Below are 21655 nucleotides of genomic sequence, written 5' to 3' on the forward strand. Positions count from 1 at the left end.
CATCAAGGATGAGATGGCTATGAGTCTGAGCTCAAGTATTGGCGACACATGCGGCCCGCATTTTTATGCCGAAATGGGCGAGTTGATTTCAAACAGCGGCGACGAACATTTCGCCGCCACCATGCTGCAGCTGGTGGGCAAGTGGGTACCGGTTCATCTGGTGGACCTCAGCGAATGGACCCTGGATGAACTGCGCGACCGCGTGATGGACATCAAGTTACTGGGCAGCGCCGGGGTGAAAAAGGATTTATCTGTGCCCCAGACCCTGCATGCGCTGAATGACCACCCGTTGCTGCAGCAGATGCTGCACATGCAAGACCCGCTGCTGATCCAGATGAACGCCAAGGCCAACAGCACGCACCCACGCGGCACCTCGCACCAGTGCAACCTGGTATCGCGCCAGGGCAATCGACGCTGTGTGATTTCGTTCTACCGCCCGCCAACCCTGCAAGGGTTTTCCCTGGCTGAGTTGTCGTTTCTCAAGTGCCTGTCGGACACCCTGTTGCCGCTGATGGAGCGACACGCCCAATGCCTGCGCCAGGCGCCACACGCCGAGACAGAGCCGGCCCATACCCTGCTGGAACAATCGCAGTTGCAGCGCGAGTTCTACAAGCGCTTGTCTTTAAGCGACATCACCCTTTCGGCGCGGGAACAGGAGGTGTGCCTGGGCCTGCTGACCGGCGGCACCGTGCCGCAAATCGCACAGAAACTCAGCGTCAAAAACAGCTCGATCGAGACCTACCTCAAGCGCGCCGCCGCCAAGCTGGGCGTGAGTGGCCGGCATGGCCTGGCCAAATGGATGGTGGGCGCCTGATGAACAAACAGACGCTGTGCACCCTCGGCATGGCCTGGATGCTCGGCGGTTGCTCGCTGATCCCCGAGTATCAGCGGCCAGCGCCGCCGACGCCGGCGCAGTACCCTCAAGGCGGTGTTTACCGACTGGCGCAGGCTGGCAGCTTGGCGCAGAACCCGGACTGGCAGCAGCTGTTCCACGACCCGGCGCTGCAACAGCTGATTAATGATGCGCTGGTCAACAACCGCGACCTGCGGGTGGCAGCCCTGAATGTGCAGGCGTTCCAGGCGCAGTACCGTATCCAGCGCGCGGATTTGTTCCCGGCGATCTCCGCCACCGGCGCCGGCAAGCGCCAGAAGTTGCCAGGAAGCGTGACCGGCACCGGCAAATCGGCGATTACCTCTAACTACTCCGCCACCTTGGGCCTGAGTGCCTATGAACTGGATTTGTTCGGCCGCGTGCGCAGCCTCAGCGAACAGGCGCTGCTCACTTACCTGGGCAGCGAACAAGCGCGGCGCAGCGCGCAATTGAGCCTGGTGGCCAACGTCGCCAATGCCTACCTCACCTGGCGGGCCGATCAGGAACTGCTGGCGCTGGCCGAGCAAACCTTGATGGCCAACGACCACAGCTGGCAATTGACCCGCCGCAGTAAAAGCGCAGGCAAAGCCTCGGCGCTGGACGTGGTACAGGCGCGCACAGCAGTAGAAAGTACTCGCGCCAGCGTGGCCCGCTATGAGCGCCAGGTGGCCCAGGACCTGAACAACCTCACCCTGCTGGTGGGTGGCCCAGTGGATGAACACTTGCCCGCGCGCCCGCTGGCCGATGACCTGGTCGCCCGCGTCCCCGCCGGTTTGCCCTCCGACCTGCTGCAACGCCGCCCGGATATCCTCCAGGCCGAATACCAGCTGCAGGCGGCCAACGCCAATATCGGTGCGGCCCGTGCTGCGTTCTTTCCTTCCGTGACCCTCACGGCAAACGCGGGCAGCACCAGCACGGAGCTGTCGGGGCTGTTCAAGGGCGGCTCGGGCAGTTGGACGTTCCAGCCGCAGATCAACCTGCCGATCTTTAACGCCGGCAGCCTGCGCGCCAGCCTGGATTACGCCAAGCTGCAAAAAGACATCACCGTGGCCCAGTACGAAAAATCCATCCAGGCTGCCTTCCAGGAAGTGGCCGACGGCCTCGCCGCACGCCAGACCTTCAACGACCAACTGGCGGCGCAACGGGATTTCGTCGAGGCCAACCAGACCTATTACAACCTGGCCCAGCACCGCTACCGCAGCGGCGTGGACAGCAACCTGACGTTCCTCGATGCGCAGCGTTCGCTGTTCAGCGCGCAACAGGCGCTGATTGTGGACCGACTGGCGCAGTTGGTCGCCGAGGTGAATCTGTATACGGCGCTGGGTGGCGCGTGGACGCAATGGCCAAACCTGGCGGCTGCGCGTTAGAGCAACTTGAGTCCAAACTCGGCATGACGATTTGGGTCGCGCTTATCCAGTGGCTGTTTGTGCCCATAACTGTCCAGGAAGCCGCCCACAGCGGCCATCGAGTGAAACCCGCTGTTGACCGTGCCGATGGCGCCGTTGAGGAAGTCCTGGAGGGTTGCGGGCGCCACGAAGTCTTTCAAGCCCAGGCGACGCAACGCCTGCCCCGGATACTCGCCATCATTGAGGCTACGTATGGCGGCGGCAAAACTCTTGTTGGCCTCCCCGTCATTATTTTCGAGGTAGGCGCGCTTGGCACTGACAGCGTATAAAAACTGCGCATTGACCAGAACATCGTTGGGCCGGTCGGTGCCGAAGTTGGCGCCGGCCTTGGCCTGCTTCAGTTCGTCATGGGTGATATGCAGTTTGAACCCATCGCGCATGACAATGCGATAGCCGCTATCGGTGGCCTCAATGGTTTTGTAAATACCGTAAGGGTTATGGCCGAACCTCATCATCGCGGCCTTAATCGCGGATATCGTCACGCAATTACCTTCGGCTAGTTGGTAAAAGTCTTTGAAAATATCAGTGGGCTTGATGCCGGTATTCGCAGGCGTACCTTTCAAGAATTCGTCACGTCTGACGGTGCGCTTATCGGGGACCTGCACAGGCAAAGGGGGTGGATCGACTTCAGGTTTTAACCGTGCGGATAACAGCGCCAACAAGCGCTCCAATTCGCCGACCAGGCGACTGAGTTGTTCAGAAGCTCCAGTTGGGGCAGATGCGTTGGCGGAGGGCAAAACACGTGCAGAAGTGACGGCGTCGCTTGCCCTGGCATGACCAAAAGCAGCAGTGTTAACAGAAGACACTAACATGTTGAATAACCCCTATTATTCACTAAACACTTTAAATCACCCGCGAAGCGTGACCACCTTCAATGACGGTGAAACCGGCGTGTTATATAACTGCCCCTCCATCACGCCTTCAATAATCACGCCGTTCTTGTTTCTTGCGCCCTTGTCCAACGGGACTCCGACCTGCGTGCCCAATGCACTGGCATCGATGACCTGCAGATGTTCTTTAAGCCCCAGATAGGACAGCGCCGTATCACCGTCGATGCCGCCTCCGGCCCCCGACAGCACACCGGGATAAGTGCGATGGGCGTGGTACGCACTGTCTTTGCCGTACAGGCTCATGAAGGGGTCCGTTGCGCTGTCGCGCTCAAGCTCCAGGTATTGACGCTTGCTCATCACAGCAAACAGAAATTGCGCATCCTTGACCATGCCTTCATCGCCGCCACTGAACTTTGCCGCCTTGGCCGCCAGTTCAAGTTCTTCAACGGTGATTGACAGTTTGAAGCCGTCGCGCATCGTCACGTCATAGTGGTCACCCTGTTTGACGACGTGCTTGAAAATCCCGGCTGGGCTTTGCCCGAACGTGGCCATGGCAACCTTGATCGCGGCCACGTGCTCCTCTCGGCCCAAGGCGCCCAGATAAGGAAAGTTCTCATACGTGGCACGCAACCCATTGCGCAGATCGTCAGGCTTTTGACCTTTGGGTTTTTCAGACATAAACGCAGTGATTGGCTCATAGTTTTTATCTGAGAACATCTCAATAAGTTCGGTATCAAACGCGTTACGGGTACTGGCCAGGTTCAACCGATTCATGAACGGGGCCAATTGTTCTTTCCACTCACGCCTGATGGTTGGCACGGTCTGCGGTACAGGCACGGTATTAACCAGTGGCCTATGGGGCGAACTCACAACAGGGGTTGGGTGAGCCGCAACGGGTGGCTGGGGTTTCGGTACTTCATTCTCCCTGCTCATCCAGGTTTTAAGTGCCACGACTAATGTGCCCAGCAACTTCAACAGCTCTCCCAGTTCTGCATCACGGTTTGAGTTAACGCTCGGGGCAATCGGATAATGTGCCGGTAATTTGCCAAAGTGATTGGGTCGATCTGTAACTGCCTGATCAAGGCTTTTATCAGGCGCTGTGAACGTTGAGTGTGCAGGCGAATAAGCAAGCTGAGTGTGCGTGAGCATGGTAGGAAGTCTCATTTGACCGAAGGAGGAGAATCGAAAACCATCGAGCGTTACTTGCCCACCGCCGCTGCGGAAAGCCTGCACTGAACAAGTACTCATGCGTGGCCAGGCGGTCGGAAAAGTTCCTGCCAGACAGGTAACAACATCCTTCTCGTTCAAAGGACCACTATCAGAAAATTCCGCAGCGTTGCGCTTTTTTTCCGAACAGTCCTCAGCGCATCGCCGACTGACGCAACCGATATTCCCCCGGCGTCATCTGCGCGTGCCGCAAGAAAAACCGGCTGAAATACGCCGGGTCCTTGAACCCCAGTTGGTAGCAGATTTCATTTGCCGAACTGCCGGTAAACAACAGCAGGCGCTTGGCTTCCTGCATCAGCCGCTCAAGGATCAGGCGCTTGGAGGGCAGGTCGGCGATGCGCCGGCACACTTCATTGAGCCGCGCCTGGGTCACGCCAATACCCTCGGCATAACGCGCCAACGGCCAATGTTCCAGGTAGTGGGCTTCGATCAGCTCGTTGAAGCGATGGAAGATGCGCAGGTCTTCATGGGCTGTCGGGCGTGCCGGCTGGGCGTGGGCGCACAGGCGCAGCAGGCGGATCATGATCAGCCTTGTGAGGCTGTCGAGGGCGGCGGCGCGCCCTGCCCGATCAGCGTTGATCTCACTGCACAGCGCCTCGAAGAGTTGCTCCAGCCCCTCGGCGTCGCCAGTCAAGGCGACACAGGCCGCACCGGAGGCAAGGCTGGGGTCGGCGTCGATCAAACTCCATACCAGCTGCTGGCGCACCGTCAACACATGCCCATCGGCATCGGCTTCGGTGACAAAAGCGTGAGCCACCGTGGGCGGCGTGAGGAAAAACATCGGCCCCGATTCAACGTACTGACGGTCATCCAGATACACCCGCACCGCGCCACTCTTGACGTAATGCACCTGGAAAAACCGGTCATGGCGATGCACGGCCATATTGCGCCCGAAAAAACCCGCCAGGTTGCCGAGCTTGTCGTAATGCACCTCGGCGTCGCTGTAGCGCTGGTCGTAGACCTGCCCGATGTTGATGTTGGGGATCGGCTTCACGGGGTTCACTTCTTGTTGTTTTGAGGCCAGCGCAGTGTGCCACGCTTGACGGTAGTTAACATATTAATTATAACGTTAACAACTTAACGAACTGCCTATGCAGCCGTCGTCACCGCCAGGAGAAACGCATGAGCCGTACCCTGCATGATGTTGCCAGCGGCACCCTGTTCGGCGTTGCGCTGAACTACCAGGGCCTGCTGGACCAGCATCTCGCCGCCTTCCAACAGGCGCCCTACCAGAAGCCGCCGACCAAGCCGGTGTTGTTTATCAAGACGCCCAACACCCGCAACGCCCATGGCGGCATCGTGCTGCAGCCTGCGGGCGAGCGCCTGCAACCGGGCCCGGCGCTGGGCGTGGTGATCGGCCAGCGCGCCAGCCGTGTCAGCCTGGAGAACGCCATGGCCCATGTGGCCGGGTATGTGGTGGTGAATGAATTCAGCCTGCCGGAAGACAGCTACTACCGCCCCGCCGTCAAAGCCAAATGCCGCGATGGGTTTTGCGCCCTGGGCCCGCAGCTGGTTGCGCGGGATCAAGTCGCCAACCCCAATCAACTGAGCCTCAAGCTGTTCGTCAATGGCGAGCTGCGCCAGGAAAGCTCCACCGCTGACTGGGTACGGGACATCCCGCAATTGATCGCCGAGATCAGCGAGTTCATGACCCTGTACCCCGGCGATGTGCTGATCACCGGCACCCCGGAAGGCCGCGTGGATGTACAGCCAGGCGATCAGGTCGAAGTCGACATCACCGGCATTGGCCGCCTGAGCAACACCATTGCAGCGGAGGCATCGGCATGAAACGCGCACGTATCCGCTTTGAAGGTGCAACCCACAACGTGCTGGTGCAAGCCGACTGCAGCGTACGCCTGGAGGATGGGCGGTTGCTGGCCGAAGACCAGGTGCAATGGCTGCCACCCGCCACCGGCAACATGTTCGCCCTGGGTTTGAACTACGCCGACCACGCCGCCGAACTGGCCTTTACGCCACCGACCGAGCCGCTGGCCTTTATCAAATCGGTGGGCACCTACACCGGCCACCGCCAAGTTACCTGGCGCCCGGACAACGTCGCCTACATGCACTACGAGTGCGAGCTGGTGGCGGTGATCGGCAAGACCGCGCGCAACGTCAAACGCGCCGACGCCCTGGACTACCTGGCCGGTTACACGGTGTGCAACGACTATGCGATCCGCGACTACCTCGAGAATTACTACCGCCCCAACCTGCGCGTGAAAAACCGCGACGCCACCACCCCGGTCGGCCCGTGGATCGTCGACGTGGCCGATGTGCCCGACCCAGGCAACCTGAAGCTGCGCACCTGGATCAACGGCGAACTGCGCCAGGAAGGCAGCACGAAAGACATGATTTTCGATATTCCCTACCTCATCGAATACCTGTCCAGCTTCATGACCCTGCAACCGGGCGACATGATCGCCACCGGCACGCCCGAGGGCCTGGCCGATGTGGTGCCGGGCGATGAAGTGGTGGTGGAAGTCGAAGGTGTGGGCCGCCTGGTCAACCGTATTGTCAGTGAAACGGAGTTTTTCTCCGCGCGCAAAGAGGCTTGAGCACCATGATCAAACACTGGATCAACGGCCGTGAGGTCGAAAGCAAAGACACCTTTATCAACTACAACCCGGCCACCGGCGAGGCCATCGGCGAAGTGGCCAGCGGCGGCGCCGAAGAAGTTGCGCAAGCGGTAGCGGCGGCCAAGGCGGCGTTTCCCAAGTGGGCCAATACGCCAGCCAAAGAGCGCGCACGCTTGATGCGCAAACTGGGTGAGCTGATCGAACAGAACGTGCCCCACCTGGCCGAGCTGGAAACCCTGGACACCGGCCTGCCGATCCATCAGACCAAGAACGTGTTGATCCCGCGTGCCTCGCACAACTTCGATTTCTTCGCTGAAGTCTGCACCCGCATGGACGGCCACACCTACCCGGTGGACGACCAGATGCTCAACTACACCCTGTACCAGCCGGTAGGCGTGTGCGGGCTGGTGTCGCCGTGGAACGTGCCGTTCATGACCGCCACCTGGAAGACCGCGCCGTGCCTGGCGCTGGGCAATACGGCGGTGTTGAAGATGTCGGAGCTGTCGCCGCTGACCGCCAATGAACTGGGGCGTCTGGCGGTGGAAGCCGGGATCCCCAACGGCGTGCTCAATGTGATCCAGGGCTACGGCGCCACCGCCGGCGATGCCCTGGTGCGCCACCCGGACGTGCGGGCGATTTCCTTTACCGGCGGCACCGCCACCGGCAAGAAAATCATGCAGACCGCCGGCCTGAAAAAGTACTCCATGGAACTGGGCGGCAAGTCGCCGGTGCTGATTTTTGAAGACGCCGACCTGGAACGCGCCCTCGACGCCGCACTGTTCACGATCTTCTCCCTCAACGGCGAGCGTTGCACCGCTGGCAGCCGGATCTTTATTCAGGAAAGCGTCTACCCGCAATTTGTCGCCGAGTTCGCGGCGCGGGCCAAGCGCCTGATCGTCGGCGACCCCCAGGACCCGAACACCCAGGTCGGCTCGATGATCACCCAGGCCCATTACGACAAGGTCACCGGCTATATCAAGATCGGCCTGGAAGAAGGCGCCACGCTGCTGGCCGGCGGCCTGGAGCGCCCGGCCAACTTGCCTGCGCACTTGAGCCGCGGCCAGTTTATCCAGCCCACGGTGTTTGCCGACGTGAATAACCGGATGCGCATCGCCCAGGAGGAAATCTTCGGGCCGGTGGTGTGCCTGATCCCGTTCAAGGATGAAGCCGAGGCCCTGCAACTGGCCAACGACACCGAATACGGGCTGGCCTCCTACATCTGGACCCAGGACATCGGCAAGGCCCACCGCCTGGCGCGCGGTATCGAAGCGGGCATGGTATTTATCAACAGCCAGAACGTGCGGGATTTGCGCCAGCCGTTCGGGGGGGTCAAAGGCTCGGGCACCGGCCGTGAAGGCGGCCAGTACAGCTTCGAAGTGTTTGCCGAGATCAAGAACGTGTGTATTTCCATGGGCAGTCATCACATTCCGCGCTGGGGCGTCTGAAGCCCGCATTGCCTGTAGGAGCGAGCTTGCTCGCGAAGCACCCACAGGCACCGCTGGCTAACTGAAGCGCTGCGTTATCGTTGACGTTTTTCGCGAGCAAGCTCGCTCCTACAAAAAAACAATTATTCAGGAGAGTCATCATGGGCGAAGTGGTTCTGGCAGCGAAGATCTGCCACGTACCGTCGATGTACCTGTCGGAACTGCCCGGCAAGCATCACGGCTGTCGCGAAGCGGCGATTGCCGGGCACAAGGAAATCGGCCGGCGTGCCCGCGAACTGGGGGCCGACACGGCGGTGGTGTTCGACGTGCACTGGCTGGTCAACAGCGGTTATCACGTCAATTGCGGTGAACAGTTCCAGGGCACCTACACCAGCAACGAGCTGCCGCACTTCATCAAGAACATGGACTACGCCTACCCCGGCTGCCCCGAACTGGGGGAGCTGATCGCCGCCGAAGCCAACCTGGCCGGCGTGCGCAGCATGGCCCATAACATCCCGAGCCTGGAGCTGGAATACGGCACCCTGGTGCCCATGCGCTACATGCACATGGGCGTACCCGACGCAGAGAAATTCAAGGTGATTTCCATCGCCGCCTGGTGCGCCTGGCATCGCCTGGAAGACAGCTTCGCCTTCGGCGCCGCCGTGCGCCGGGCGATTGAAAAGAGCGACCGCAAGGTGCTGGTGCTCGCTTCCGGCTCGCTGTCCCATCGGTTCTCGGACGACCGCGAGGCTGAGGCGAATATCCACAACTGGACCCGCGAATTCGACAAGCAGGTGGACCTGCATGTCGTGGAAATGTGGAAGCAAGGCCGCTTCAAGGAGTTCTGCGCCATGTTGCCCGACTACGCCGAACACTGTTTTGGCGAAGGCAAGATGCACGACACCGCCATGCTCCTGGGCCTGCTGGGTGGGCCGGATTATGCCAAGCCGGCCGAGATCATCACGCCGCCGTTCGGCAGTTCGGGCACCGGCCAGATCAACGCGATTTTCCCGCTTTAACCCTGGGAGAGCCCCATGCCGCACTTTATCGCTGAGTACACCGACAACCTCGAACCGCAGGCCGATTTGCCCGGCCTGTTTGAAAAAGTCCACCGCGTGCTGGGCGACAGCGGCGTGTTTCCGTTGGGCGGCATTCGCAGTCGCGGCGTGCGCCTGGACACCTGGCGCATGGCCGACGGCAAGCACGACTATGCCTTTGTGCACATGACCCTCAAGGTTGGCCATGGGCGCGACCTGGCAACCCGCGAGGCCGTCGCCCAAGCAGTGTTCGCGGTGATTACCGAGCACTTCGCCCAGCTGCAGGCGCAGCGCTTGTTGGCGCTGTCGTTCGAGATGATAGAGCTGCACCCGCAGCTCAACTTCAAGCAGAACAATGTGCACGCGTTTTTGAACAACCCGGCGAACTGAAACGGCCCCGCGGATCCAAGCGCGCTGCGTTTTCGTTGACGTTTTTCGCGAGCAAGCTCGCTCCTACAACAACAAAAAGAACACCACCATGAGCACAGCCCATTCCACTGCAAGCCTGCAGCTTGCCGAGCACGACCGCACCCATCGTTTGGTGACTTGGCGCCTGATGCCCTTGTTGCTGGTGTGTTACCTGTTTGCCCATCTGGACCGCATCAACATCGGCTTTGCCAAGATGCAGATGAGCAGCGACCTGCACTTCAGCGACACCGTGTACGGCTTCGGCGCCGGCCTGTTCTTCATCGCCTACGCGCTGTTCGGCGTGCCCAGCAACATCGCCCTGGACCGCGTCGGGCCACGGCGCTGGATCGCTTGCCTGATGGTGGTGTGGGGCCTGCTCTCCACCGGCATGCTGTGGGTGGAGAGCGCGCGCGGGTTCTACGTGCTGCGCTTTTTGCTGGGGGTGGCCGAGGCCGGGTTTTTCCCCGGGATCCTGGTATTTCTCAACCGTTGGTACCCGGCACGCCGTCGCGCCCAGGTCACTGCCTTGTTTGCCATTGCGGTGCCCATGGCCGGGGTGTTGGGCGGGCCGATTTCCGGGGCGATCCTGGAGAACTTCCACGACGTCGGCAGCCTGCGCGGCTGGCAGTGGATGTTCCTGATCGAAGGCGCGCCCGTGGTGCTGCTGGGGCTGGTGGTGCTCAAGTGGTTGCCGGACAGTTTCGAGTCGGTGCACTGGCTGAGCGCCGAGCAAAAACAGCAACTGCGCACCCAATTGAGCAACGAGGAACAGCGCAAGACCATCACCTCATTCGGCGGCATCCTGCGTGACCCGCAGGTGTGGCTGCTGGTGGCGGTGTACTTTGCGGTGATGCTGGCGGTCAACACCCTGGCGTTCTGGATGCCCACCCTGATCCATGGCGCTGGCATCGGCCGTGACAGCCAGGTCGGCTTGCTCAGCGCCGTGCCGTACCTGGCCGGCTGCTTCTTCATGCTCGGCTGCGGGCGCTCGTCCGACCGCCACCGCGAGCGCCGCTGGCACCTGTGCGTGCCATTGCTGATGGCGGCGTTCGGTATCGCCGTAGCGGGCCTGGCGCCCGGCAATGCGCTGCTGGTGATGAGCGGGCTGGTGGTCGCCGGCATGGGCGCCAGTGCCGCGCTGCCGATGTTCTGGCAACTGCCGCCGGCGTTTCTCTCCCACACCACCCAGGCGGCGGGCATCGCCATGATCAGCTCGTTCGGCAGCATCGCGGCGTTCCTCGCGCCCTACCTGATCGGCTGGATGCGCGACGCCACCCAGAGCGCCAGCCTGGCCCTGTACGTACTCGCCCTGTTTATCGCCCTCGGTGGCTTGCTGGTGCTGCGCACCCAGGCCGCCATCGTCAACCCACACTAGAGACCGTTGCCATGCTCGACTCCCAGCAAATCCTCGCGGCTGCCGCAAACCTGGACCGCGCCGAACGCAGCCGCGAACAGGTGCGCCAGTTTTCCCTCGACTACCCCGGCATGACGATCGAAGACGCCTACGCCATCCAGCGTGAATGGGTCGCGCAAAAGATCAAGGCCGGGCGCACGCTCAAGGGCCACAAGATCGGCCTGACCTCTCGGGCCATGCAGGTGTCGTCGAATATCACCGAACCCGATTACGGCGCCCTGCTCGACGACATGTTTTTCGACGAAGGCAGCGACATCCCCTTCGAGCGCTTCATCGTGCCACGGGTTGAAGTGGAACTGGCCTTCATCCTCGGCAAGCCGCTCAAGGGCCCCAACTGCACGGTGTTCGATGTACTCGACGCCACCGAATGGGTGATCCCGGCGCTGGAAATCATCGACGCCCGCATCCAGCAGGTCGACCCGCAGACAAACGCCACCCGCAAGGTGTTCGACACCATCTCCGACAACGCCGCCAATGCCGGTGTGGTGCTCGGTGGCCGCGCCGTGCGCCCCACCGAGATCGACCTGCGCAAGGTGCCGGCGGTGCTGTATCGCAATGGCGTGATCGAGGAGTCCGGGGTGTCGGCGGCGGTGCTCAACCACCCGGCCAAAGGCGTGGCGTGGCTGGCCAACAAGCTGGCGCCCTATGACGTCACTCTGCTGCCCGGCCAGGTGATTCTCGGCGGCTCGTTTACCCGCCCGGTCGCGGCCCGCCCTGGCGATACCTTCCACGTCGACTACGACCTGCTCGGCTCGATTGCCTGCCGCTTCGTCTGAACCCAGGAGTGCTGTCATGGACATGCCTGTCAACCACTTCAAGCAACGCCTGCACAACGGCGACGTACAGATCGGCCTGTGGCTGGGCCTTGCCAACGCCTACTGCGCGGAACTGGCCGCCAACGCCGGTTTCGACTGGCTGCTGATCGACGGCGAACATGCGCCCAACCAGTTGGGAGACATGCTCGCGCAATTACAGGCCATCGCGCCCTACCCCAGCCAGGCGTTGATTCGCCCGGTGATCGGCGAGACGGCGCTGATCAAGCAACTGCTGGATATCGGCGCGCAGACGCTGTTGGTGCCGATGGTGGAAAGCGCCGCCCAGGCTCGGGAACTGGTGCGCGCCCTGCGCTACCCGCCCCAGGGTATTCGCGGGGTCGGCAGCGCCCTGGCCCGCGCTTCGCGCTGGAACAGCATCGCTGATTACCTCGACCGGGCCGATGCGCAGATGTGCCTGCTGGTGCAGATTGAGAACGCCGAGGGCCTGGCCAACCTGGACGACATCGCCGCCGTCGACGGCGTGGATGGAGTGTTTATCGGCCCGGCAGATCTGAGCGCGTCGATGGGCCATCGCGGTAACCCTGGGCATCCTGAAGTGCAGGCGGCGATTGAGGATGCCATCGTGCGTATCGTCAAGGCGGGTAAGGCGGCAGGGATTCTCAGTGCGGATGAAAATCTCGCACGACGCTATATCGCGTTGGGGGCGACGTTCGTGGCGGTGGGGGTCGATACCACGGTGTTGATGCGGGGGCTGCAGAGCCTGGCCGGGAAGTTCAAAGACGTGCCTGAGGCTACCCATACCGGTGGCGTCTACTGAGATTCAATGTGGGAGCTGGCTTGCCTGCGATTGCCATAGGTATCTACACAACTGTGCAGTTCCCCGCAGCCACCGGTAACCACGATGCGAAGCGAGCCGCTCTTGATCTTGATCTGCTTTTGATCTTAGGCGCCCCGTTAAACCACGCTGGCCGAACGCAGGCTTGAATTCGTGGGTAACCCGGCAGGACGCCGGGTTAGCCGCCCCGCGCCATGGATGGCGCGTGGCGGCGGCCCACGGATTCAAGCCTGTGTTCGGGCACACCGAGCCTAAGCGAGGTGCCGAGTGGTGGGGCAAGAGCGTTTTGCTTACTTTTGCGCTTTTCAAAAGTGAGCCGCCGTCAGGGCGGAACCCTAAGTGGCCGTTACCTAAATAACGGATATGTACGCGGTCAAATCCAACATCCAGGTCAGCTGTCAGGCCGTCTTCGCAGGCAAGCCAGCTCCCACAGTTTGAGCGCGGGGCGTCAGGTAGATAGGCGTCGGCTGTCAGGTCGTCACGGGAGCAAGCTGCCTCGCCACAGGTTCGGCGTCGCGCCGAAGTTGTGTAGATACCTATGCTGCGATAGCGGTGCATCAGCGACAAATAAGCCAGCTGACCCGGCGCTATCGCAGGCAAGCCAGCTCCCACAGTTGATCGGTGGTGGTTCAGCAATCGAGTCAGCGCTTGATGTTCTTCAAGTCATCCAGCAACCCCAACAGCATCTGGAATTTCTCTGCGCCCAACTGATCCTGCAAACGCTGGTAGTTGGCCTCCATGCACTGGCTCATGGACTCGAAACTCGCCTTGCCCTTGTCCGCCAGGGTAATCAGCACCCGGCGCTGGTCCTGTTCGGCCTTGCGCCGGTGCACCATGCCGGCCGCTTCCATGCGCACCAGCACGCCGGTCATGCTCGGCTTGAGAATGCAGGCCAGTTCCGCCAGTTGATAGATCTCCAACTCACCGTGCTGTTCAAGGATGCGGATGATGCGCCATTGCTGTTCGGTCAGGCCGTGTTCATTCAGGGAAGGACGGAAAAAACTCATCGCGGCCTCGCGCGCTTGCAGCAAGGCCAGGGTCAGGGATTGTCGAGGTGTGGACATAGGGCTCAGGGTCACGAAGTATTTAGTTAATAGTTTAACGAAACTCTAACATTCCCGGCCGGCGAGCGCGCTATAACTTGTATGTGCCCTCGCCCATGGCGCGCTGAATCAAAAACCCGGGCACGCAGGATCAAGACTTCCAGCCCGCCAAGGGCCCTAATGGAGGCATCCGCTTTAGCGCCTTCCTTCACTTTTTCAGGCTGCGCCATGATCAACATCGAAACCCCCACGTACTACACCGCCACCAAGAAATACAACCTCAGCTTCCCCACCCTGGAACAGGATATCGACGCAGACGTCGTGGTCATCGGCGGCGGCTTTTCCGGGATCAACACGGCCCTTGAGCTGGCGGAAAAAGGCATCACCAACGTCGTCGTGCTCGAAGCGCGCTACCTGGGCTTTGGCGGCACGGGCCGCAACGGTGGGCAGATCATGGCGGGCATCGGCCATGACCTGGAGAAGATCAAGAAGGACGTGGGCGAAGACGGCCTGCGCCAAGTGTTCGAGATCAGCGACCTGGGCGCCGACATCATCAAGAACCGCATCGCCAAGTACAACATCGACGCGGACTTTTGCCACGGCTACGGCTACATGGGCTTCAACGCCCGCCAGGAAAAAACCCTGCGTGCCTGGGAGAAGGACTTCAAGTCGATCAACAGCCAGCACGAAATCCGCTTTCTCGGCGGCTCCGACGTGCAGCAGATCATCGGCTCCACCGCCTACACCAGCGCCCTGCTGCACATGGGCGGCGGGCATGTGCATTCACTGAACCTGCTGCTGGGCGAAGCCACCGCGCTGGTCAGCCATGGTGTGAAGATCTTCGAAAACAGCCCGGCCCTGGAAGTCAGCTATGGCGAGCGCATCACCGTGCGCACCGGTCGCGGTTCGGTACGCGCCAGCAAGTTGCTGTGGGCCTGTGACAGCTTCCTCAACAAGCTGGAGCCGGAACTGCACCGTTCGACCATCAACACCTACGCGTTCCAGATGATGACCGAGCCGTTGTCCGAGGAGTTGATCCAGCGCATCAGCCCGATCCGTGGGGCCTACAGCGATATCCGCCCGGTGATCGACTACTACCGCGTGACCAACGAAAACCGCCTGCTCTTCGGCGCCGCCACGCCGTTGGTGGAGCACATTCCAGGCGATCTGAAAGCCTGGAACCGCCAGCTGATGCTGAAGATTTTCCCCTACCTCAAGGACGTGAAAATCGACCTGGCCTGGGGCGGCCCAATGGCGTGCAGCCCGAACCTGTTCCCGCAGGTGGGCACCTTGCCGGGGCGCAGCAATGCGTTTTTCGTGCAGGGCTATTCCGGCTTTGGCGTCACCCCCAGCCACATCATCTGCAAGGTACTGGCCGAAGGCATGAGCGAAGGCTCGGCGCGTTATGACCTGGTCAGCTCGATCCCCCGCCCCACCATCATCGGCAAGGACGCGATTCGCCCCCTGCTGCTGACGGCGGGCAAATCCTGGCACCAACTTTCCGGCTACTGGAACGGTCGCCGCTAACCCCTGTAGGAGCGGGCTTGCCCGCGAAAAACGTCAACGATAACGCGGGCCTTCAGGTAAATCGCGCTGTCATGACGTTCTTCGCGAGCAAGCTCGCTCCTACAAAAATCTCGTATTTATCAGGAGCATCTGCCATGACCCTTACCGCTATCAAACACAACGTCCAGCTGTCGGAACTCGACGCCTGGGGCACCGTGGCCGACCTCGGCTCGCAAATCCTCGAAGGCGAAGTACGCGCCTTCGGCAAGATGACCTTCGGCGCGCCCACCGATGCGGTCAGCAGTGCGTACTTCGGCACCACCCAGGGCAAGTTCCGGATGGTTTACCCGTTCGCCGAACAGGCCACGATAGTCACCGGCGAAGTGGTACTCACCGATGAATCCACCGGCCAGTCCACCCGCTACAAGGCCGGGGACAGCTGGTTCGTAACCAAGGGCACGCCCGTGCTGTGGGAAGTGGTCAGCGAGAGTTTCGTCAAACACTACTTCGCCGTCGTGTAAGGGAGGTGTTGCCATGTCGAATTCATCTGACTGGATCACCGTAGGCGCCCTGGCTGAGGGGTTTGCGCCTGAGGCGTTCATTCTGCCGAACCTGGCCGACCTGGCCGGCCAGACCTTCACCCTGCATTTTGCCAATGGCTGGCAGATCGAACACCGCTTCGAACAGGAGCGCCTGGCCTGGCACGCCGCCGATGGCCACTCCAGCGGCAGCGCCGCCTACCGCGCCAGCTCGATTCGCCCGGGCCTGTACCTGGTGGACTTTATCAAGCACGAGGCTGGGCAAAGCTGGTCGATCAGCCTGGTGCTGGACACGCCAAATGCCTCCTTTACCGCCGTGATTGGCCGTATGCCAGAACCGGCAGAGACCCACGAAGGCCTGTACCACCGTGCCCTGGCCGGCAAGCCGCTGACCTCGGTACAGGTCGACTTCCTCCACGGCAGCCTCGACCGGCCGTGGCAGGACGGCCACTGCCTGCACGCCCCCACCGAAGAGTTGGTCGGCCTGCGCAACCACTATCGCTACAGCCCCAGCGAGGTCTACGAGCACATCTACCTCAACCCGCGGTTCTACGCCTGGCAATGCCTTGAGGGCGTGGAGAAAGGCCTGTGCGACACCGACCGCTGCCATTACTACAAGATCGCCGAACAGCTGTACCTGTTCGTCTGGCAGGAGAAGATCGTGCCGACCCTCGGCCTGGTGCTGATCGACCTGCAACAGCACCGCAGCGACGGCAAGATCTTCGGCTATGCCGGGGCGTCCTTCGACGCGCTGTCGAACTTCCCGATCAGTTCCTATTGCCAGGTGCTCAACCACACGGAGTACCCCCGTGACTGAGCCGCGCACGGTGGTGATCACCGGGGCCGGCACCGGCATCGGCGCCGCCTGCGCACGCTTGTACGCACAGGAAGGCGCGCATCTGGTGCTGATCGGTCGGCGTCGTGTGCCACTGGAACAGGTGGCGCAGGACACCGGCGGGCTGATCCTGGTGGGCGATGCCGCCTGCCCGGACACCTGGGACGGTTTCATCCAGCAAATCCGCACCCACTTCGGGCGCCTCGATGTGCTGCTGGCCTGTGCCGGTGGCCACGGGCTGGGCAGCGCGACCCAGACCAGCCTCGCTACTTGGGAAGGCGCGCTGCGCAGCAACCTCGACAGTGCGTTCTACAGCGCTCGCGCCTGCCTGCCGCTGTTGCAGGAAAGCGCCGGGAACATGGTGCTGATTGGCTCCATCGCCTCATTGGCAGCAGGCCCCGAGGTGTGTGGCTACACCACTGCCAAGCATGCGCTGCTCGGGCTCAACCGCTCGCTGGCCCGTGACTATGGGCCCCATGGCGTGCGGGTGAACGCGGTGTGCCCAGGCTGGGTGCACACGCCGATGGCCGACGCCGAGATGCAGCCGTTGATGGAGGCGTACGGCGAGACCTTGCAGCAGGCCTATGCGCGTGTGTGTGCCGATGTACCGCTGCGGCGCGCCGCCCATGCCGACGAGATCGCCAAGGTGTGCCGCTTCCTGGCCAGCGACGACGCCTCGATCATCACCGGCGCCACCTTGGTGGCGGACGGTGGCTCCAGCATCGTCGACGTGCCGACGCTGGCGTTTACGCGTTTGGAGCCTGCCCATGACGAATGACCTGGATTTCAGCGGCCAGCTCGTGCTGGTCACAGGCGGCGCCCAGGGCATTGGCCTGGGCATCGTCCAGGCCTTTGCCGAACGCGGCGCGCGGGTGGTGATTGCCGACCGCCTGCTTGAACAGGCTGAAGCCGTGGCTGCCGGGTTGTGCGCGCAGGGGCATCACGTTGAAGCCGTTGGCGTTGACCTGGCGGATGCCGAAGCAGTGTTCGCTTGCGTCCAAGGCTTGGCGCAACTGGATGTGCTGGTGCACAACGCCGGGTACTTTCCGCTGACCGCCTTTGCCGACATCACCCCAGCGATTCTGGAGCGCACCCTGGCGGTGAACCTGTCGGCGCTGTTCTGGCTGACCCAGGCAGCGCTGCCGAGGTTTCGTGCGCAAGGCCGGGGCTGCGTGCTGGTGACGTCTTCGGTCACCGGCAACCGGGTGGGTTATCCGGGGCTGAGCCACTATGCGGCGTCCAAGGCCGGGGTGAATGGGTTTATCCGCAACGCAGCGCTGGAGCTGGCGCCGTTGAATGTGCGGGTCAACGGCGTGGAGCCCGGCATGATCGCCACCCCGGCGATGGATAACCTGGGCGATGCGGCCGTGAATGACAGCATCGCCCGCCGTGTGCCGCTGGGACGCCTGGGCGCAGCGGCGGATATTGCCGGGGCCATGGTGTTTCTGGCTTCCGACCTGGCGGGCTATATCACCGGGCAGACGCTGGTGGTGGACGGCGGCGCTACCCTTCCCGAAACCTGACACCCGATCGTTCCCACGCTCTGCGTGGGAATGCATCCTGTGACGCTCCGCGTCACGACTTCTGGGGCGGGACGCCGAGCGTCCTGGGCGGCGTTCCCACGCGGAGCGTGGGAACGATCACGCTTGCACCGCCTGCAACCGGCTCGAACGAAAATCCTTGGGCGACACCTCGAACTGCTTCTTGAACGAGCGGCTGAAATGCGCCGAGTCGGTAAAGCCCCATTTGTAGGCAATCGAGGTAATCGACTCACTGCGCAGAAACGGGTTGGTCAAGTCATCCGCACTGCGCTTGAGCCGTGCACGCTGGATGTAGCGGCAGACGCTGTCGTCCTGTTCTTCGAACAAACGGTACAGGTGCCGCACCGAGATATTCAGGCGGTTGGCCAGGCCGATCGGGCTCAAGCCTGGCTGGCTCAGCGACTCGTCGATGACCTTCTGCACATAACTGCGCAGGTTATTGCCCTGCAACGCGGCCACGCCTTCGCGGCACTCATCGCCCTGCTCCAACGCCGAACCCAACAGCGAGACGAACGCCGCTTGCAGCGCTTCCACTTGCGTGGCGTCTTCGTCGGTATCGTCCTTGCACAATTGGTCCATCAGCACATGCAGCATGCGCCCACAGGCTTTGGTCGAGGAGATCTTGCCGAAGGCCCGCGCCTGGCCACCCAGGTGCTTGCACACCGCAGTGCGCGGCAAGGACAGCGAGGCGTGTTCGATCAGGCCGAAGGGGGTAATTTCGATGGCGCCCACCGAGTCCATCAACAGCATTTCGCCGGGGGCCAGTTGCACCGTCTGGTCGTTCTGGGTGATTTGCGAATAGCCGCTGCGCTGGCTGACCAGGAAACATTCCTGGTCGTTGTCATGGTCGGCGTGGTGCGTCGGGCGCCTGATCAGCCCGGCATTGGTGCGCAGGATGGCCAGGCCACGCGACAGGTTGTGGATCTCGCCGATAAACAGCGAACGGTTGAAAGCCAGTTCGGTATCGAAGTGGCCGCACGCGGCGCGCAGTTCGCGGTTCCAGCTGTCGAGCCCGTCGGGTGCATGCTGTGGGATGCTCATGGGTGTCTCCGCAGTGGCGTTATTCTTGTTGTTCTGGTGTAATAGTTAACATGTTATCTATATGCACGCAACAACAAACCTGTTTGCCCTTTGCAGAAGCACTAATGATGCCAATCAGAGACCCGACAGTACCCGCCTCAACCCGGCCAGGGTTGCCAAGAGATACCCGCGTTGCTCGGCGCTCAACGCAATGTAGCGCCGGAACGCCGGCATACGGTTGACCACCTCGCTGCCACCCATATGCTCCAGGCGCACGCACCATTGCTGGTCGTGCAGCTCGATGCGCAGGCGCTTGAAATCCAGCGGCATCAACGCCTGGAACAACGCACTGTCCGCCTGTAAACGCGCCTGTAATTCACGGCCCAGTGCCTGGTTGCCCGCGCGGCGCCGCACATGAATACCGCTGCGCCGGATCGCGCCACCATGGTGCACCTCAAAGCGGGCGGTGCCACCCGCTGCAGCAGGAACGCGCAGGACACATTCGGTCAGCACCAGATGCATCAACAGCTGCGACTCGGTGCGCTCGACAATCTCGAAGGCCACACCGTCCACTTCAAGGGTGGCCAGGCCCAGATCACGCCGCAGGTGAGCCAGGGTCACCCCCGGCTGGTACCCGCTGGGTGCGCGGTCGGCACGAAACAGCTCAAACAGTTTTTGCCGCAAAGTCGTTATAACCGTCATGGGCAACCCCCGGTTCATGGCTGAATTCCTTGGCCAACACCTCTTCCACGCAGGCGGGCTTGAAGGGGTTGACCTTCTGCACCACCAGGGTCCAGAACAGCGCATAGGTGGCCGTCACCCCGAGCATCACACCAAACGGCACGTAGATGTCCGCCGGGTTCATGCCGGGCGGAGTGATAAACCACATGCCCAGCAGGATGCCGATGCTGGAGACGATCTGCGGCAGCGGGAACCACGGCGAGCGATAGGCCCGAGGCAAGTCCGGACGCCGAATGCGCAAGATCACCACCGACAGCGTCACCAACAGGTAGGCGAAACTCCACGCGCACACCGCTGCCAGCACCAGGTGCATGATGTTGTCAGTGTTGCCGCCCAGGTACAGCGCGTGCAGACACGGGATCAACATCGCCACCAGGATGCACAACAGCGGCGTCTTGAAACGCGGGTGCAGGTAGGTGAACACCTTGGGCAAGGCGCCATCCACCGCCATGCCGTAGAGAATGCGCGGCACGCCGGCCATCAGGGTATTGATGGTCGCAGCGCCAGCGAACAGAAAACCGATGCCCAGCCACAACGGGCCGATCTGCCCCATCACCTGTTCGGCAAACCGGGGGATGGCCATGGGCGTGTCCAGCAGGTGCACACCGGAAGCCGCATCGAGCACCACGTTTTCCACCTGGCGCTTCATCGCCGCGCCATAGATGAACATGCAGGTGGCCACGCCCATCAGCCCGAGCATCATCGCCCGTGGCATCACCTTGGCCGATTGGCGCAGGTCCGGCGCCAGCGGCGTGACGAACTCGCAGCCCACGAACATGAACATCGCCATGCCCACCAGCGACAGCACGGTGACCAGGTCGGTGCCCACCAGCGACTCACCGAACCAGCCATCCAACTGCACCGCCGGCGCGGCGATCAGGCCCAGTACGCCGAACACCATCAGGGTGGTCCACATGCCGAAGGTCAGGATGATCTCCGCGCGGCCAAATGCGCTGACGCCAAAGGCATTCAGCACACCGAACACCAGCACGAAACCGACGCCAAGCAACCACGAGCCGCCGGCCGACTCAGCCAAGGTATTGAGGTGTTCGAAGTTCACCAGGGCCATGACCCCGGCGAGGATAGTTTCGGCGGTGCCGGCGAACACATGCACGATCAGGTAGGCCGACAAGGTCCCGGTGATCGCAAAGAACCGGCCCATGCCGCAGTTGATGTAGTCGTACACCGAACCGGTGGTGGGCAGTATCGAGGCAGCCTCGGCGAAGGTGGTGGCCTGGGCCAGCATCATCACCACGGCGATCAGCATCGCCAGGGCAAACGCACTGCCACCGATGCCAAAGCCCATGGTGGCGGTGAGGATCACCGGGCTGGCCATGATCAGGCCGATGGTGCTGGCCAACGCAGTGGGAAAACCTACCGTGCCCCGGTTGAGGTGTGCGGTGAGTCGGTCGTTGATCGACATGGAGGGGTCCTCGAAGCGGTTTTTTTAATGTGTCGGCACTCTGCGCCCCACTCCCGTTGATCGTCTTGCCCCTGTCTGCCGCCGGTTTTGTTGCTGCCTGCCAGGGCGTGTGGCCTGGCGGCCAGAGTCAATTGCCTGGCACGCAGGGAAAAGACTTGGCCTCATACCGCTCGCCCTAATGCGCCCTCACTCTTAACCAAGAT

Annotated in this window: 22 protein-coding genes; 15 read left to right on the forward strand and 7 right to left on the reverse strand. The window is 61.9% G+C overall.

The genetic code is table 11. From position 1 onward, the window contains the following. Positions 1-19 precede the first annotated feature (19 nt). Together V8689_RS17795 and V8689_RS17800 are read left to right on the forward strand one after the other, a co-directional pair. A complete protein-coding gene (locus tag V8689_RS17795) occupies positions 20-814 on the forward strand; it encodes a helix-turn-helix transcriptional regulator (RefSeq protein WP_150073368.1) in 795 nt (264 codons plus the stop codon). After that, positions 814-2238 (forward strand): efflux transporter outer membrane subunit, encoded by a 1425-nt coding sequence (locus tag V8689_RS17800; RefSeq protein WP_056787329.1) that lies wholly within the window; start codon positions 814-816, stop codon positions 2236-2238. Before V8689_RS17795 ends, V8689_RS17800 begins: the two co-directional genes overlap by 1 nt. Here V8689_RS17800 and V8689_RS17805 read toward each other — a convergent pair. Genes V8689_RS17805 through hpaA form a run of 3 tightly spaced genes read right to left on the reverse strand, consistent with a single transcriptional unit; the run spans position 2235 to position 5328 of the window. Then, positions 2235-3089: a hypothetical protein gene (locus tag V8689_RS17805; RefSeq protein WP_223816953.1), complete on the reverse strand. Its 855-nt coding sequence runs from the start codon at positions 3087-3089 to the stop codon at positions 2235-2237. The genes V8689_RS17800 and V8689_RS17805 overlap by 4 nt on opposite strands. Before the next feature lie 36 nt (positions 3090-3125). Beyond that, entirely contained in the window at positions 3126-4415 is a 1290-nt protein-coding gene (locus V8689_RS17810; RefSeq protein WP_223816954.1) for a type III secretion protein, read from the reverse strand. A 52-nt stretch (positions 4416-4467) separates the two neighbouring features. Further along, the gene (hpaA, locus tag V8689_RS17815; protein WP_056787229.1) at positions 4468-5328 is read right to left on the reverse strand and encodes a 4-hydroxyphenylacetate catabolism regulatory protein HpaA; all 861 of its coding nucleotides are present in this window, start codon (positions 5326-5328) and stop codon (positions 4468-4470) included. Between the two features lie 128 nt (positions 5329-5456). Between hpaA and V8689_RS17820 the strand changes: the two genes are divergently transcribed. From V8689_RS17820 to hpaI, 8 genes are all read left to right on the forward strand, one after another. Further along, the gene (locus V8689_RS17820) at positions 5457-6122 is read left to right on the forward strand and encodes a fumarylacetoacetate hydrolase family protein (RefSeq protein ID WP_056787226.1); all 666 of its coding nucleotides are present in this window, start codon (positions 5457-5459) and stop codon (positions 6120-6122) included. Continuing rightward, a complete protein-coding gene (locus V8689_RS17825; protein WP_019821191.1) occupies positions 6119-6889 on the forward strand; it encodes a fumarylacetoacetate hydrolase family protein in 771 nt (256 codons plus the stop codon). The genes V8689_RS17820 and V8689_RS17825 overlap by 4 nt, the downstream gene beginning before the upstream one ends. Before the next feature lie 5 nt (positions 6890-6894). Next, entirely contained in the window at positions 6895-8355 is a 1461-nt protein-coding gene (hpaE, locus tag V8689_RS17830; RefSeq protein WP_056787224.1) for a 5-carboxymethyl-2-hydroxymuconate semialdehyde dehydrogenase, read from the forward strand. A gap of 140 nt (positions 8356-8495) precedes the next feature. Next, positions 8496-9353, forward strand: coding sequence for a 3,4-dihydroxyphenylacetate 2,3-dioxygenase (gene hpaD, locus V8689_RS17835; RefSeq protein ID WP_003192392.1), 858 nt, complete (start codon positions 8496-8498; stop codon positions 9351-9353). Between the two features lie 15 nt (positions 9354-9368). Then, positions 9369-9761 carry a 5-carboxymethyl-2-hydroxymuconate Delta-isomerase gene (locus V8689_RS17840; RefSeq protein WP_056787221.1) on the forward strand — a complete coding sequence of 131 codons (393 nt, stop codon included), beginning with the start codon at positions 9369-9371 and terminating at the stop codon, positions 9759-9761. 88 nt (positions 9762-9849) lie between these two features. Continuing rightward, positions 9850-11154: an MFS transporter gene (locus tag V8689_RS17845; protein ID WP_056787218.1), complete on the forward strand. Its 1305-nt coding sequence runs from the start codon at positions 9850-9852 to the stop codon at positions 11152-11154. An 11-nt stretch (positions 11155-11165) separates the two neighbouring features. Then, a complete protein-coding gene (gene hpaH, locus V8689_RS17850) occupies positions 11166-11969 on the forward strand; it encodes a 2-oxo-hept-4-ene-1,7-dioate hydratase (RefSeq protein ID WP_056787216.1) in 804 nt (267 codons plus the stop codon). A 16-nt stretch (positions 11970-11985) separates the two neighbouring features. After that, entirely contained in the window at positions 11986-12786 is an 801-nt protein-coding gene (hpaI, locus tag V8689_RS17855; protein ID WP_056787213.1) for a 4-hydroxy-2-oxoheptanedioate aldolase, read from the forward strand. A gap of 659 nt (positions 12787-13445) precedes the next feature. On the opposite strand, the gene hpaR is transcribed toward hpaI, so the two are convergent. Further along, positions 13446-13868, reverse strand: coding sequence for a homoprotocatechuate degradation operon regulator HpaR (gene hpaR / locus V8689_RS17860; protein ID WP_056787210.1), 423 nt, complete (start codon positions 13866-13868; stop codon positions 13446-13448). Positions 13869-14075: 207 nt separating this feature from the next. Between hpaR and V8689_RS17865 the strand changes: the two genes are divergently transcribed. From V8689_RS17865 to V8689_RS17885, 5 genes are all read left to right on the forward strand, one after another. Further along, positions 14076-15374 carry an NAD(P)/FAD-dependent oxidoreductase gene (locus V8689_RS17865; RefSeq protein WP_056787207.1) on the forward strand — a complete coding sequence of 433 codons (1299 nt, stop codon included), beginning with the start codon at positions 14076-14078 and terminating at the stop codon, positions 15372-15374. A 134-nt stretch (positions 15375-15508) separates the two neighbouring features. After that, positions 15509-15874 (forward strand): cupin domain-containing protein, encoded by a 366-nt coding sequence (locus tag V8689_RS17870; RefSeq protein WP_056787204.1) that lies wholly within the window; start codon positions 15509-15511, stop codon positions 15872-15874. Positions 15875-15887: 13 nt separating this feature from the next. Next, positions 15888-16709, forward strand: a complete 822-nt coding sequence (locus V8689_RS17875; protein ID WP_056787203.1) for a molybdenum cofactor biosynthesis F family protein — start codon at positions 15888-15890, stop codon at positions 16707-16709. Then, positions 16702-17505 (forward strand): SDR family NAD(P)-dependent oxidoreductase, encoded by an 804-nt coding sequence (locus V8689_RS17880; RefSeq protein ID WP_056787200.1) that lies wholly within the window; start codon positions 16702-16704, stop codon positions 17503-17505. Before V8689_RS17875 ends, V8689_RS17880 begins: the two co-directional genes overlap by 8 nt. Then, complete coding sequence (locus V8689_RS17885) at positions 17495-18250, forward strand: SDR family oxidoreductase (RefSeq protein WP_056787198.1); 756 nt, start codon at positions 17495-17497, stop codon at positions 18248-18250. Before V8689_RS17880 ends, V8689_RS17885 begins: the two co-directional genes overlap by 11 nt. A 117-nt stretch (positions 18251-18367) precedes the next feature. Here V8689_RS17885 and feaR read toward each other — a convergent pair whose 3' ends face one another. From feaR to V8689_RS17900, 3 genes are all read right to left on the reverse strand, one after another. After that, complete coding sequence (gene feaR / locus V8689_RS17890; RefSeq protein ID WP_056787194.1) at positions 18368-19309, reverse strand: transcriptional regulator FeaR; 942 nt, start codon at positions 19307-19309, stop codon at positions 18368-18370. 114 nt (positions 19310-19423) lie between these two features. Continuing rightward, positions 19424-19990, reverse strand: a complete 567-nt coding sequence (locus tag V8689_RS17895; RefSeq protein WP_056787191.1) for a DUF3156 family protein — start codon at positions 19988-19990, stop codon at positions 19424-19426. After that, positions 19953-21452: an APC family permease gene (locus tag V8689_RS17900; protein WP_003192412.1), complete on the reverse strand. Its 1500-nt coding sequence runs from the start codon at positions 21450-21452 to the stop codon at positions 19953-19955. The genes V8689_RS17895 and V8689_RS17900 overlap by 38 nt, the downstream gene beginning before the upstream one ends. Between the last annotated feature and the right edge of the window lie 203 nt (positions 21453-21655).

Source organism: Pseudomonas sp. AK181 (assembly GCF_051122975.1).
GTDB classification, from domain to species: Bacteria; Pseudomonadota; Gammaproteobacteria; order Pseudomonadales; family Pseudomonadaceae; genus Aquipseudomonas; species Aquipseudomonas lactis.